Annotated in this window: 11 protein-coding genes; 3 read left to right on the forward strand and 8 right to left on the reverse strand. The window is 26.0% G+C overall.

Going from position 1 to position 14,988, the window contains the following annotated elements; genetic code table 11:
• Nucleotides 1–491 precede the first annotated feature (491 nt).
• Both T364_RS0102745 and glpQ read left to right on the forward strand, forming a co-directional pair.
• Entirely contained in the window at nt 492–1,997 is a 1,506-nt protein-coding gene (locus tag T364_RS0102745; protein ID WP_027128216.1) for an L-lactate permease, read from the forward strand.
• Nucleotides 1,998–2,467: 470 nt separating this feature from the next.
• Nucleotides 2,468–3,508 (forward strand): glycerophosphodiester phosphodiesterase, encoded by a 1,041-nt coding sequence (gene glpQ / locus T364_RS0102750; protein ID WP_245596554.1) that lies wholly within the window; start codon nt 2,468–2,470, stop codon nt 3,506–3,508.
• 97 nt (nt 3,509–3,605) lie between these two features.
• Here the strand turns inward: glpQ and T364_RS0102755 are convergent, their stop codons facing one another.
• From T364_RS0102755 to T364_RS0102790, 8 genes are all read right to left on the reverse strand, one after another.
• On the reverse strand, nt 3,606–4,262 hold the full coding sequence (locus tag T364_RS0102755; RefSeq protein ID WP_027128218.1) for an amino acid ABC transporter ATP-binding protein: 657 nt from the start codon (nt 4,260–4,262) through the stop codon (nt 3,606–3,608).
• Complete coding sequence (locus T364_RS0102760) at nt 4,262–4,888, reverse strand: amino acid ABC transporter permease (RefSeq protein WP_027128219.1); 627 nt, start codon at nt 4,886–4,888, stop codon at nt 4,262–4,264. The genes T364_RS0102755 and T364_RS0102760 overlap by 1 nt, the downstream gene beginning before the upstream one ends.
• 32 nt (nt 4,889–4,920) lie before the next feature.
• On the reverse strand, nt 4,921–5,682 hold the full coding sequence (locus T364_RS0102765) for an amino acid ABC transporter substrate-binding protein (RefSeq protein WP_027128220.1): 762 nt from the start codon (nt 5,680–5,682) through the stop codon (nt 4,921–4,923).
• 187 nt (nt 5,683–5,869) lie between these two features.
• Nucleotides 5,870–6,478, reverse strand: coding sequence for a copper homeostasis protein CutC (locus tag T364_RS0102770; protein WP_027128221.1), 609 nt, complete (start codon nt 6,476–6,478; stop codon nt 5,870–5,872).
• An 18-nt stretch (nt 6,479–6,496) separates the two neighbouring features.
• Entirely contained in the window at nt 6,497–8,059 is a 1,563-nt protein-coding gene (locus T364_RS0102775; protein ID WP_027128222.1) for a chloride channel protein, read from the reverse strand.
• A gap of 112 nt (nt 8,060–8,171) precedes the next feature.
• A complete protein-coding gene (gene recJ, locus T364_RS0102780; RefSeq protein ID WP_027128223.1) occupies nt 8,172–10,745 on the reverse strand; it encodes a single-stranded-DNA-specific exonuclease RecJ in 2,574 nt (857 codons plus the stop codon).
• 137 nt (nt 10,746–10,882) lie between these two features.
• Entirely contained in the window at nt 10,883–12,064 is a 1,182-nt protein-coding gene (locus T364_RS0102785) for a M20 metallopeptidase family protein (RefSeq protein ID WP_027128224.1), read from the reverse strand.
• Nucleotides 12,065–12,074: 10 nt separating this feature from the next.
• On the reverse strand, nt 12,075–13,631 hold the full coding sequence (locus T364_RS0102790) for an AbgT family transporter (RefSeq protein WP_027128225.1): 1,557 nt from the start codon (nt 13,629–13,631) through the stop codon (nt 12,075–12,077).
• A 156-nt stretch (nt 13,632–13,787) separates the two neighbouring features.
• On the opposite strand from T364_RS0102790, the gene T364_RS0102795 reads away from it, so the two are divergent.
• Nucleotides 13,788–14,984, forward strand: a complete 1,197-nt coding sequence (locus T364_RS0102795; protein ID WP_027128226.1) for an HTH domain-containing protein — start codon at nt 13,788–13,790, stop codon at nt 14,982–14,984.
• Nucleotides 14,985–14,988 lie beyond the last annotated feature (4 nt).

Raw genomic sequence — 14,988 nt, forward strand, 5'->3', positions numbered from 1 at the left:
GTACCTCCTAATGTGAAAAAATTATTGTATCAATATTATCACTAAATTATTTTTATTTCTAGTGAACAATAAAAAATATTTTTTTGTTCGTATTATTTATAAATAAATTATTGAAAATAAAAGATTTTTTATCCATTTTTTATATTTTTTTGTTCTATAAAATCAATCAATAAAAAAAATATCTTGTCAAAATAAAAAAAATACTGTATTATTATTCCCAAAGCAAAAATTTTAGGAGGGAACACAAATGTATTTAACTAACATACTTTTAGTAATAATAATACTGATATTATCAATAATATTGCTAGCACTTATTGATAATAAATTTTTATATGCTAAAAAATATGTTAGGTTTAATAATATATATTTTCTCAAGATGTATAACTTTTTAATTCTATAAGTTTATATAAAAAAATATTTTGAGAAATAGAAAAATTATCAGCCTACATAGGCTGTTTTTTTTTACAAATTTTTTAGGGAGGGATATACCAATGATGTTATTACTTGCAGTTAGCCCAATAGTGGCGATTTTAATAGGAATGGTTATTATGAGAAAATCAGCAATGTATGTAGCTCCTATAGTTACAGTATATGCTATTATCCTTAGTTTAATTTTCTTTCAAACAGATATAAATACTGTTATTATCCAAAGTAAATCTGGAATTATTGAAGGAATTAAGATAATTTGCCTTTTATGGCCAGCTTTTATAATTTTAAAAATTATGGTATTTACAGGAGCCATTGGAAAAGTAAAAGAAGTTTTATCTGGTGTCACTTGTGATAAAAGAGCTCAACTTATTATTATTTCTTCTATGTTTGTAACTTTCTTAGAAGGGGCTGCTGGAGCTGGAAGTCCTGCTGCTATTGCTGGTCCATTTTTAGTTGGATTAGGTTTTAATCCTGTAGTTGCAGCTGCTGCTTCTTTATTAGGAGATTCTACTGCTGCTTCATGGGGAGGAGCTGGTTTAACTACTATTAATGGTTCTTCTGCTTTAATAAAAGCTGGAATTATGACTGCTGCTCAATCTTCTGTAATGGTTGGAAGAATTCATATATTTGGACTATTTTTAATTCCTTATATTTTAATTTATATGGCTTTTGGAAAAAAAGGATTTAAAAACTTTGCTCCATTTTTAATATTCAGTAGTTTATGTACTCCTACAATATTATTTTTTATTTCTAATTTTATTGGACCTGAATTGGCAAGTTTAGGTACAGGAGTTTTATCTATAGCTGCATCTGTTATATTTTTAAAATTTTATAAATTAGATACTCCAGAAGAATATCGTTATAAAAAAGAAGAAATTCCAAGGGATATAGTTAGAGAAAAAATAAATTACAGTAGTTTCCAAGCTTTTGGTCCATATATTATTTTATCTTTAGCTTTACCTATAGTTAGATACTCTTTCCCATTGAATGTTTTAGCCAAATATGGATATATTATGTGGGTTGCTGCTGTAGTATTTGTTAGTTCTTATTTAGGAGGATTAATTTTAAAATTAAAAACAAGTAGTTATTTAGTCCATGCTAAAAATGCTGCTTTAAATGTTTTTCCAGCACTTATTACAATCTCTACTTTATTAGTTTTAAGTAATATTATGAAAGTTTCTGGTATGATAAGTATAATGGCAAATACAATTGCTATGGTTACAAGAGATTTATATCCTGCAATGTCCCCTGTAATTGGTTCTTTAGGAGCATTTATCACAGGAACAGGTTTAGGTTCTAATATAATGTTTGCTCCTATGCACTTAGAAGCTGCTACAAAATTAGGTTTAAATCCAATAACAATTTTTGCTGGACAAAATGCTGGAGCTTCTTTAGGAAATTTAATCTGTACTAATAATATAATTGCTGTTGCTATTACTGTGGATTTAATAGGAAGAGAGGGAGAAATTATGAAAAAAGTATTTAAACCTTTCTTTATAATTGTTTCAACTTATATGGTAGTAACTATGTTGTATACTCATATTATTTTTCCAACTTGGGGATTATAAAAATATATTTATATAACAAAATAGAGTTATTATATTTTATAAGTCATCAATAAAATATAATAGCTCCATATTTTTTATTATTTTCAAACTCATTTTAAATATAATTTTTGTACATTATTTAAAATTTTATCTCTTGCCTTTTTTTTAATTTATTAATATCTTTTTTAATTACAACATAAATCAAATAAAAATATATAAATAATTACTAATTTTTGTTTGAAATAAATATACGTTATCATATCAAAAAAATTGCTTTGTAACTCTAAAAATATTAAGCAATTTTAAACTTTCCTAAATAAAACTTATGTAATTTTAAACTTTTTATATATTTTTATAGAACTTTTTTATTTAATATTGAAAAAATATAGGGATTATGATACTATTTAAGTATCTGGGAAAATCATACTAAAATCTAGGAGGTAAAAATGAATATTGGCAAAAAATTTTTAATGGTTGGAATTTTAGCAACAATGTCTACACTGGCTATGGGAGCAACTGCAAAAACAGGAAAAGAAAATGACAGAGTTATAGTTGCTCATCGTGGAGCTAGTGGATATTTACCAGAACACACTTTAGAATCAAAAGCCTTAGCATTTGCTCAAGGAGCAGATTATTTAGAACAAGACCTTGCAATGACAAAAGATGACCACATAGTAGTAATACATGACCATTTTTTAGACCAATTAACAGATGTAGCAAAGAAATTCCCTGATAGAAAAAGAGCCGATGGCCGTTATTATGTTATTGATTTTACTCTTGATGAGATAAAATCTTTAGAGATGACAGAAAATTTTGAAACAAAAGATGGAAAAGAAGTAGCTGTGTATCCTGGACGTTTCCCTCTATGGAAATCTCATTTCACAATCCATACTTTAGAAGAAGAGATTGAATTTATTCAAGGGTTGGAAAAATCAACAGGAAAAAAAGTTGGTATATATCCAGAGATAAAAGCTCCATGGTTCCATCATCAAAATGGAAAAGACATAGCAAAAGCAACTCTTGAAGTACTAAAAAAATATGGATATACTACTAAAGATAGTCCTATTTATTTCCAAACATTTGACTATAATGAATTAATTCGTGTAAAAACTCAATTACTTCCTCAAATGGGAATGGATTTAAAATTAGTCCAATTAATTGCCTATACTGATTGGCACGAAACAGAAGAAAAAAATAAAGATGGTGAATGGGTAAATTATAGTTATGATTGGATGTTTGAACCTGGTGCTATGAAAGAAATTTCTAAATATGCTGATGGAGTTGGACCTGCTTGGTATATGATGATTGATGAAAATAATTCTAAAAAAGGAAATCTTGTTATGACTAATATGGTTGAAGATATAAAATCAACTAATATGGAATGTCACCCATATACTATAAGAAAAGATGCTCTACCAGAATTTGTAGACAATGTAGATGAATTATATGATGTTTTATTATATAAAGCAGGAGCCACAGGATTATTTACAGACTTTCCAGATTTAGGAGTTAAATTTGTAGAAAGTAAATAATAAATTTTTGAGAGAAACATTTTTATGTTTCTCTCTTTTTTATTAATTCAATATAAAAAAATACCCTCAATCTAAATTATAAATTGAGGGTTAATTATTATTTTTTATTTTTTCTATTTTCTGAATTATCTATTATCTCTTTTATTTTTCCTTTTTCAAATACCACTATTCTATCAGAAACTTTATTTACAAAGTTCATTTCATGGCTTACAATAACCATTGTGATATTACTTGTTTCTCTTAAATCTTCAATAACATTTAAAACTTCGTTTACCATTTCAGGGTCTAATGCTGATGTTGGCTCATCAAACAGTAAAACTTCTGGATTTTTTGCCATGGCTCTTGCTATTGCCACCCTTTGTTTTTGTCCTCCTGATAAAGTTTTTGGATAAACATCAGCTTTCTCCTTTAATCCAACTCTATCTAAAAGTTCTATAGCTATTTTTCTAGCTTCTTTTTTATCCATTTTATCTACTATTACTAAAGATTCCATTATATTTTGTGCTGCTGTTTTATGTGGAAAAAGATTAAAAGATTGAAATACCATTCCCATTTTATTTTTTTCAGGAACATTAATTTCACCAGAATCAATAGTTTCTAAATCTATAAGACATCTTAGGAAAGTTGATTTTCCTCCACCAGATGCTCCTATTATAGATATTACTTCTCCTTGGTTTATATCCAAATCAATCCCTTTTAAAATTTCATCATCACCAAATTTTTTATGTAAATTTTTTACTGAAATGTAACTCATTATATCATCACCTTTTGTTCTAATTTTTTAAATAACATTATAATTACTACAGACATTAAGAAATATAAAGCTCCACAAATTGCAAAAGGAATTATAGAGAAATCTCTAGTTACTAACTCTTTTGAATTTCTAAGAATTTCTGCCATTCCTATAGCTGATACTAAAGAAGTATCTTTTACTAATGCTATTGCTTCATTTGATAAAGGTGGTAATGCTGTTATAAGAGATTGAGGGATTATGATTCTTCTCATAGTTTGCCAATAACTTAATCCCAATACTTTTGCTGCTTCATATTGTCCCTTTTCAATTCCTAAAATACTTCCTCTAAAAATCTCACAGAAATATGCTGCATAGTTTATTGTAAAAGTTATTACAGCAGCTGAAAAAGCTGTTAAAGTAATTCCAACTATTGGAAGTCCATAATATACAAAGAAAAGTTGTAATAATAGAGGAGTACCTCTGAATATAGAAGTATACACAACTATTATATTATTTACTATTCCTTTATTCTTTAATCTTCCTAAAGATAAAATCACACCTAAAGGTAATGAAAATACCATTGTTAATATATATAAATTTACTGTAAGTCCCATACCTTTAAGTATGAATAAAAAATCATTATACATTTATTTCTCTCTCCTAATCCTATCTATTTTAATTATTCTCCAAACCATTTTGATACTATTTTATTATAAGTTCCATCTTTTTTCATCTCATCTAAAGCTTTTTGAACTTCATTTCTAAATGCTTTATCAGATTTTCTAAAAGCAACTCCATAATACTCAGTTGTTAAAGATTCTGTTGAATAAGCTAGTGCATTTTTCTTAGAGTTATAATATTTACCATTTACTGCATCAACTACAACAGCGTCTAATCTTCCAGCTTCTAAATCCATTAAAGCTTCTACATTAGTTGCATATTTTTTTATCTCTTTTGTTTTTTGAGATATTGGATTTTTTGCTACAGCTACATCAGCTGAACTTCCAAGTTGCAATCCTACTACTTTTCCTTCTAATTCTGCAACTTTATCTATTTTATTCTCTTTTCTCGAAAATATCATTTGCCCATCTTCAAAATATGGTTCAGAGAACAATGCTTGTTTTTCTCTAGCTTCTGTTATTGTCATTCCATTCCATACCATATCTATTTTTTTTCCTTTTAAATCAAATAAAATTCCATCCCACTCACAAGGTTTAAATTCAGCTGTAACTCCTAATCTTTTAGCCACTTCATTAGCTAAATCAATATCAAATCCAACAATATTTCCAGCTTCATCTCTAAATCCCATTGGAGCAAAAGTAGCATCTAATCCTACTATCATTTTTCCTTTCTTTTGAATATCTTTCAAAGAATTATCTGCTCCAAAACTGCTTGTAAATACTCCTAAAACCATCATTATAATTACTATTATTTTTTTCATAAGTCCTACCTCCTAAATATTTATATAAATTTTACTTTTTTACTTTATTACTTTATTTTACTAAAGTGATATTTTTTAAAAATAAACCATTTAGAATAAACTAAATGGTTTTAATTTTTACTTTAGTCTACTAAATTATTTCTATGGATAGATAATATCACTTTCCAAAATATTTGTCAAGAGTTTTTTAAATAATTTTTCTCCCATGATATTCTGTTGAAATAATTTCTTTTGAAACTTCTTCAAAGTTTGATGTTGTAACTCCACCTGCAACGATTATAGTAATTTTATTACTAGCTTTTTTTATCATTTTGTTTAATATATTTTTTCCATCTAAAGCCTTTGCTTTTGTCCCTGAAGAAAGTATTCTCTTTACTCCAACTTTTGCTAATTTTGGAACTTCTGGTATAGGATTTTCTAAATCATCAATGGCTTTATGAAAAGTCACTTCCATTGGAGAAGATAATTCTATTAATTCTTGTAATAAATCATAATCAATCTCATCATTTTTAGTAAGAACTCCTAAAACTACTCCCTTTACTCCCAAAGATTTACACATTTCTATATCATTTTTCATTATTTCTATCTCATTTTTATTATAACAGTAATTTCCGCCTCTTGGTCTTATCATTACAAAAACTGGTATTTTTATTTTTGATACAGCTTGTTTTATTGTACCATAAGAAGGTGTGGTTCCTCCTACTTCTAAATTATCACAAAGTTCTATTCTATCCGCTCCTCTTCTTTCTGCATTTAAAGCTTCTGTGAAAGAGCCTACACAAACTTCCTTTAACATAATCCCCCTTTATTGATTTTATATTCCTTCTCCCATTTTTATTAGAGTATGAGTAAATTTATTAGCATTTTCCTCGTCCATAAGTATTACTAATAAATCCCCACTTAATATTTTTGTACTTCCATGTGGAGTCACTCCTCTATCTCCTCTTTCTATTTCAACTATCAAACAACTTCCTGGCCATACTATATCTTTTATATAAGTATTATCAAACTCTGAATCTGGCCCTACAGGTACTTTTACTATTACCTTTTTCTCATTATCTCCTGTTGTTTCTTGCTCTTTTGGTAACATATTTTCCAATAATAAATCATAAATAGGTTTTATACCTATTAATTCTGATATTAAAAATGTTGTCATACATGCAGTTACAACTGGAAAGAAATGATAGAAAGAACCTGTCATTTCAAGTATAAGTACTGTTCCTGTCAAAGGAGATTTTACAACAGTTGTAAGAAGTGTTGCCATACCTAAAATTATAAAATATACATCGTAATCATTTGTTAGGTTAAACATATCTATTACAACCATTCCATATATTTTTCCAATAATTGCTCCTATTACTAACATTGGCAAAAATATTCCTCCAGGAATTCCTGTCGCATAACAAACTAATGTAAATAAAAATTTTCCAACTAATAAAATAAATAATGTCTTATAAGCAAAATTTTCATGAATTATTCTTTCTGCTAATCCATGTCCTCCACCTGTAATATCAAATAAAAATATTCCTACTACAATAGTTATTCCTACAACTATTACAGGTTTTATCATTGGATTCATTTTTATATTTTTATACAATTTTTGAAAATAAAAAATTCCATCACTAAATAATTTTCCAATAAATGTTATTATTATAGCTAAAACTATTATTAACATATAATGATTTAATTGATAGAATTCATCTACATGAATATTAAAACTTGGAGAAAATCCAAAAAAATATTTTGAAACAAATTCTGCTGATACAGAAGCAATTAATACACAAGTTACAAGAAGTGGAGACATAAATTTATGTAATTCCTCTATTGCAAAAACTGTTCCAGCTATTGGAGCCCCAAAAGCTGCTGCAAGTCCAGCACTAGCTCCACAAGTTACTAAATATTTTTTTTCATACTCTTCTCTCTTAAATATTCTAAAAATTCCACTACCAACCTCTGCTCCTAATTGAACAGAAGGTCCTTCTCTTCCTAATGACATACCCACTACAATAGCAAGTACACCACCAAAAAATTTAGCTCCTAATTCTTTTACCCAATTAAAATCCATTTGTCTGGCAATTATTCCTTTTACTTGAGGAATTCCACTCCCTTTAACCATAGGAATTTTAACAATTATCCATCCTAAAATTAAAGAGATTATTACTCCTCCAATTACTAAACCTAAAAAGACTTTAATTCCAAAATTTTCTCTTACATAACTATAGACATCTCTTCTAAAAATTTCAGCCAAACTTAAAGAAGCTCTATAAGCTACTGCTACTGCTCCTGAAAAAATTCCAACTAGAAAAGCTAAAAAATATAAATCCATATGAGACTTCATATGAAACTTTAAGGCACTATAACCTGTTTCTTTTTTCATATATGCTTCTCCTTGTTTTTTATTTACATTGTATAATTATATAATATTTATTAAAAAAAAGCAAGGTCAATTATTTATCTAAATATTTAACCTTATCTTTTTTTATTTATAACTATAACAATACAACTATATCTTTTTTTCCATAAACTTTTTCACCTTTTTTCAAAAGATTATAAATATATTCTTTATTTTTTAAAGATAATTTTTTTGACCAAGAATTTTGATAATTTATAAGCTCTTTTTCACAAACTATCTCTATATTTTTAGGAATTACATATTTATCTTCTACTATTTTTATATTTTTATTAGATTTTATATTTTCCCCCTCTTTTATAAAAATCAAATAATTATCTATTTTACTTTTTGGATAATTATTTAAGAAAATATAAAAATCATATCCCTTTTCTATTTTACAAGATATATCTAAAAAATTTTCTAAATTTTTATCCTCAATAGTTTCAGTTACTAATAATACTTTCTTTCCAATACTTTTATAATAAAGTCCTATGGTTTTTATAATTATTCCAATTCCTCTATTTTCTTTATAAATTCCTATAGTATTATTTTTTTCCTTAAATATTGAAGCTAAAATATTTTTTTGAAAAGAATTATAATTTAATTGTCCTATAAGATATTCTTTTATATCTCTAAAAATCTCACTATTTTTTATTTTATAAGTTTCAAAAGAAAAATCTCTATAAATATTTATATATACATTAAAATTTTCAGAAGTTTCTTTTATTTCTTCTAATTCACAAGAAAAATTATAACCAAATCTATTTTTTAAATTTGAAAGTAAATATGAAGTAGTATCATCTAACTCTCCAACTATTACCTTATTTTCTAAGACATAAACTTTATTATCATAAAAATTAAAAGTTAAATTATCTTTTATTCTCTTTCTTGTATAAAATACAGTTTTAATTGGAAAAACTGTATCATAAAGTTCTGTATCTTCATAAAGAGCTATATTTTTATAAGTATTATCTTTTTGGCTTGGTTTTATATCCTCTATAAAAATTTTATACTGATATTTATCTCTAAATATTTCTGTTTTTAATTTAAAGGCTATATCAATAGTTTCTAAATCTTCTATCTCATTATATAAGTCTGCACTATTCCACCAAACACAGTTTCTTACTTCAACACCATTTTTTATTATATTTAACATAAGATGTGTTAAATCTTTTCCAATCTTTCTAAAGTTTGTAAATTTACAATTTTTCATAACAAAAATTGGTGTAGAGTTTCCAAAACCAAAAGGCTCCATCTTAGAAATTTCCTGTAAAAAATCAAAAGAAATTTTTTGTATCTGTACCTCTTTATCTATTTTTATAGGTCTTAAATAATCTTCATCTCCTAATTGAGTTTTTACATATTCATTTAATCTTTCTTTTAATTCATCTATTTTTTCAATAGGAATTGTAAATCCTGCTGCCCCTGAATGTCCTCCATATTTTACAAAAACATCTCTTACATGATTAAGGGCTTCTATTATATTAAAACTTTCTATACTTCTACAAGAAGCTACCCCTACACCCTCATCTTTTTTTATATCAATTATAAGTGTAGGTTTGTAATATCTATCTAAAACTTTAGAAGCTACTATTCCAATTACTCCACTGTGAAGTTTTTCTTTAGCAACAATAAGTATTCCATTAGAATCTAATTTCTTTTCCTCTATTTCTTCTACCACTAAATCAAAAATTTCTTTTTGAATATCTTTTCTATCTTCATTTTGATTTATAAGCTCATAAGAGATTATATCCAAAATTTTATTATCTTCATTTATTAAAAGTTCAACACTTTTTTTAGCATCTTCCAATCTTCCAGCAGCATTAAAAATAGGAGCTATTATAAATCCAATATCATAAGTATCATAAGTTTTCTCTGAAAAATCTGGAAAAAGTTTTCTCTCTAATACTTTTAATCCTTTCCAATTTGTTCTTTTTAATTGTTCTAAACCCTTTTTTACTATTATTCTATTGTCTTCTATTAGAGGAACTAAGTCAGCCACAGTTCCAATAGCTGCAATATCAAGATATTTATAGGCTTTTTCTTCTGAATTTAATTTTCTAAAAAGTCCTAAAGCTAACATAAAAGCTGTACCAGCTCCTGAAAGTCCTTTAAAATTAAAATCATTGTCCTCTCTTTTTACATTTACAACACAAAGAGCCTTTGGTAAATCATTATTTATTTCATGGTGGTCTGTTATTATCATATCCATTCCAATAAAGTTTGCAAAATCAACTTCATCAACAGAGAATATTCCACAGTCAACAGTTATTATTAAATCTCCACCATCATCTTTTATTTTTTGTATTGCTTCTTTATTAAGGCCATACCCCTCATCTCTTAAAGGAATATAATAATTTACCTCTATTCCAATCTCTTTAAAAACTCTATAAAGGATACTTGTTGCAGTTATACCGTCAACATCATAATCCCCATATATCCAAATATTTTTTTTATTTTCTCTAGCCTCTAATAAAATATCTATAGTTTTTTCTAAATCTTTAATATCAAAAGGATTTCTTAAATTTTCTATATCTCCATATAAAAATCTCTCTATCTCATCATCTGTCTTTACATCTCTAGCTTCTAAAATAGAAATTAAATCTTTACTATATTTTTTATTTTTTTTGATATTTTGGGTAGTTTTATAAATCCATCTTGTATTTCTCAACTCAAACACCTACTTTTGTATTTTTTCTATTTTAATTATATAATTTTTTTGATAAAAATTTAAGAAAATTTTATAGAGATAAATTTATTTTATAATATAAAAGAAGAAGAGATTTATTTCTCTCCTTCTTTTATATTTTATTCTTCATATAACTTATTAACTATAGCTAAAAGTGATATAACTCCTGTAGTTATACATTCTTCATTAGCATTAAACATATCAGAGTGTAATGGATAATTTTCTTTATCTTTATATCCACATCCTAATCTAAACATTGCTCCTGGTATCTTTTGTAAATAATATGCAAAGTCTTCTGAACCCATTGATGGAACAGGATTATAAATATAATTTTCTTCTCCTAAAATATCTTTACATGCTTTTTCTATAAGATTAGAAATTTTTTCTTCATTTACAACATTTGGAGTCTTTTTATTTATTTGAACTATAGCTTTACCTCTATATGTTTCTGCTATTCCACAAGCTACTTCTTCTAATCTTTTATGAACATATTCTCTTATTTCATTTGATAAAGTTCTAATACTTCCTTGAATTTCTACTGTTTTGGGAATAACATTTATAACTTCTCCTCCATGTATAGTTGAAATTGTTATTACTCCTGATTCTAAAGGAGAAACTTCTCTAGAAATTATATTTTGAATCCCTACTATAATATTTCCAGCTATCATTATAGGGTCTACTGCTTTATATGGGTGTGCAGCATGTCCTTGTTTTCCTTCTATAATTATCTTAAAAGTATCTGAAGCTGCACTCATTTCCCCATGTCTATGATAGACTTTTCCAGCTTCTACATTTGGCCAACAATGTAATCCAAATATTACTTCGGGCACAGGATTTTCTAAAGCTTTATTTTCTATCATATATTTAGCCCCTACTCCTGTTTCCTCTGCTGGTTGAAATATTAATTTTACTTTTCCAAGTAATTTCTCTTTATTTTCATTAAGAATTTTAGCTACTCCTAAAAGACAAGTTGTATGAATATCATGTCCACATGCATGACATACTTTTTCTTTTTTAGATGAAAAAGATAATTTTGTATTTTCACTAAGAGGTAAAGCGTCTATATCTGCTCTTATTCCTATACATCTTTCCCCTTTTCCTTCTATTAAAGCCACTACTCCTGTTTTTCCTATTTTTTCTATATTTTCTAAACCAAATTCTTTTAATTTTTTTACAATAAAATCACTTGTTTCGTATTCTTCCATTGAAAGTTCAGGATTTTCATGGATTCTTCTTCTAATTTCTATTAATTCTTCTTTTATCTTTTCTACTTCATTTTTTATAAAATTATTTTGAAACATTAATAACCTCCTAAATAAATACTCCTGCTCCAGGACCTAATGGAATATTTAAAATAAACCATCCAATTAATACTATAGTTTGAATAACTAATAAAGTAATTGTAAAAGGTAACTCTAAAGATATCATAGTTCCTACACCAATAGGTTTATCATAATTTTTAGGTTTATATTGTTCTAATAATCCTAAAATTACAGGTACTGCTCCTGCTATTGGAGATATTATATTAGTTGCTCCATCTCCTATTCTATAAGCTACTTGTGTTAAAGCTGGAGAAAATCCAACCATTGTAAACATAGGTATAAATACAGGAGCTAAAATCAACCATTTTGCTGAAGAACTTCCTATAAATAAATTTAGACATGTACACATAAAAATTAAAATTACTAATAGAGGAATTTGTCCTATATCTAATGTTTTTATAAAATCTGCTCCTTTAACAGCTAGTATTGTAGCTAGTTTACTTTTTCCAAAAAGATATACAAACATAGAAGCTGGAAACATTGTTACAAATATAGAAGTCATTCCTACTAATTCTTTTTGCATAAATTTAGGTATATCATGTAATTTTTTTATTACCCCTGCTCCTACTCCATAAGCACTTCCAGTTATAAAGAAAGTTGAAAAAATAACAGGAACTATTGATGACATTAAAGGGGATTTTGGTAAAAATCCTCCAACTTCATTTTTGAAAAATGCTTTTTCAGGAAAAATTAAAATTGATAATATTATAATCCATATAATTAAAGCAATTAAAGAATATTTTAATCCTTTTTCTTCTTCTTTTGATAAATCATATTTTTCTTCTTGAGTATTTTCAAGTTCAACATTTTCATCTACTAATTTTACTAAGAACTTTTCAGTAACAATAGTTAAAGCTACTGTTAAAATAAATGTCACTGTAGACATAAAATACCAGTTTATTACTGGTGTTATTGTCATTGGAATATTTAATGATTTAGCTACACTTTCTGTTATTCCTGATACAACTACGTCATTTCCTGAAATAAATAAGCTAGCACTTAATCCTCCAGAAGCAGCTGCATAGCCTGCTACTATTCCTAACCAAGGATTTCTTCCTAAAGCTTTAAATATTGCTGCTCCAATAGTAGGTGTAAATAATATTCCTGCATCAGAAGCTACACTTGAATTTATTCCTATAAATATTAAAACTGCTGTAACTATATAAGAAGGTGCTTTTAAAATTAATTTTCTTATTATTGATGATAAAAATCCAGTTTGTTCTATTAATCCAACCCCCATCATCATCACTAATACTAAACCTAATGGTGGGAATGATATATAATTTTTTACTAATCCTGCTATAAATGGTCTCATCTCTGCATAAGATAGTAAATTTACTACAGATACTTTTGTCATTACCATTTTTCCATCTTTAGGAGTTAAATATTCTACAGCTACTCCACACTTATTTAAAATAAAAGATAAAATTAAAGTTATTGAACATAGTAAAAGAAATAACCAAAATGGATGTGGTAATTTATTTCCCAGTTTTTCAATAACTCCTATAAATTTTTCTAGAAATGTTGTCTTACCTTTTTTTTCCATAATTTTCTCTCCCCTTTCTTAATATTTTCAGTCATCTTTTAGGACATTAAATTAAAATTATTATACAATATCTCTTTTTAAAAGTCAATTTTTTATTTTTAAATATAAATATTTTATGTTATAATTATTATAAAAATATTATAAAGGATTATATTTATGTTAAAAATAGCTATATTAACTCCAAAAAATTCATATTCTAAAATAAAAGAAGCTCTAAAAAATGTTTCTGAAGAGATTGATTATATTTTTTATGATGATTTATATAAATTAGGAGAAATATATTTAAATATTGCTCATAAATATCATGGTATTATTACAAGTGGTCCTATTGGATATGAAGTAATTAAAAAAAATGCTAAAATAACTACACCTATATATTTTTTAGAAATTTCTAGAAGTGACTTATTTAAATATCTTTTTGATATATTAAGAAAAAATCCTAATATAAATTTTTCGAGAATTTTTATTGATTTTATTTCTGAAGAAGATAGAAACTACTGGCTTCAAAATATTTTCTCAAAAAAAGAGTGTCCTATTTTTTTACCACTAGATTACAGCGAAACTTCTCTTTATGAAAATTTTAAAACTAAATATTTAACTTTAAAAGAAAATAATGAGATTGATTTAGCTCTTACAAGAATAAGTAATATTTTACCATTTTTAGAGGAAAATAATATTCCTTTTATGTTTTTGTTTCCATCATCTGAAACTATAAAGGAAATTGTTTTAAATTCTATAAATGATATAAAAGCAAAAAAATTTGAGGAAAAACAAATTATTTTTGGAAAAATAACTTGTAATTTAGATGAGGAAAATTTCAAAATATTAATCTCTTCTATATGTAAAAATTGCATTGTACAACAAAATAAAACAAATATTGAAATATTAATAATAAAAGAAGATTTTTTTTCTTCTAATCTTCATAATTTTTTAAAAGAAAAACTTAATTCTTCATTTTACATTGGATGGGGACTAGGAAATACTATTGGAGAAGCTAGGTATTATTCTGAAGATTCTTATAAAAAAAATAAAATTTCTTTAGGAGAAGACTTTTTTTTGATTTCCTCTAAAGAAACTATTCTTCTTTCATCTGAAAATTCTGATAGAAAAAATGATTTAGAGATAATTAAAAAGTTTTATTCTTTAAATATTGTTGGAGAAAAAGCAAATATTCTGATTGAGTGTTTGAAAAAAAATGAAGGAGTAACTGCAGATCAACTTGCTTCTTATTTAAATGTATCAGAAAGAACAGCAAATAGAATATTAGAAAAGTTATATAAAAGTAACATAATTATTTTTTTTATAAAAAAAATAAAAAGAGGGCGACCTAAAAAATTTTATATTTTAAAATAAAAAG

Origin of the sequence: Fusobacterium perfoetens ATCC 29250 (genome assembly GCF_000622245.1) — a bacterium.
Lineage (GTDB): Bacteria > Fusobacteriota > Fusobacteriia > Fusobacteriales > Fusobacteriaceae > Fusobacterium_B > Fusobacterium_B perfoetens.

Excerpts from the sequence above, each read along its gene's own strand:
- glpQ (WP_245596554.1), top strand. The coding sequence starts at position 2,468 with ATGTCTACACTGGCTATGGGAGCAACTGCAAAAACAGGAAAAGAAAAT.
- T364_RS0102795 (WP_027128226.1), top strand. The coding sequence starts at position 13,788 with ATGTTAAAAATAGCTATATTAACTCCAAAAAATTCATATTCTAAAATA.
- T364_RS0102765 (WP_027128220.1), bottom strand. The coding sequence starts at position 5,682 with ATGAAAAAAATAATAGTAATTATAATGATGGTTTTAGGAGTATTTACA.
- T364_RS0102760 (WP_027128219.1), bottom strand. The coding sequence starts at position 4,888 with ATGTATAATGATTTTTTATTCATACTTAAAGGTATGGGACTTACAGTA.
- T364_RS0102785 (WP_027128224.1), bottom strand. The coding sequence starts at position 12,064 with ATGTTTCAAAATAATTTTATAAAAAATGAAGTAGAAAAGATAAAAGAA.
- T364_RS0102770 (WP_027128221.1), bottom strand. The coding sequence starts at position 6,478 with ATGTTAAAGGAAGTTTGTGTAGGCTCTTTCACAGAAGCTTTAAATGCA.
- T364_RS0102755 (WP_027128218.1), bottom strand. The coding sequence starts at position 4,262 with ATGAGTTACATTTCAGTAAAAAATTTACATAAAAAATTTGGTGATGAT.
- T364_RS0102790 (WP_027128225.1), bottom strand. The coding sequence starts at position 13,631 with ATGGAAAAAAAAGGTAAGACAACATTTCTAGAAAAATTTATAGGAGTT.
- T364_RS0102775 (WP_027128222.1), bottom strand. The coding sequence starts at position 8,059 with ATGAAAAAAGAAACAGGTTATAGTGCCTTAAAGTTTCATATGAAGTCT.
- T364_RS0102745 (WP_027128216.1), top strand. The coding sequence starts at position 492 with ATGATGTTATTACTTGCAGTTAGCCCAATAGTGGCGATTTTAATAGGA.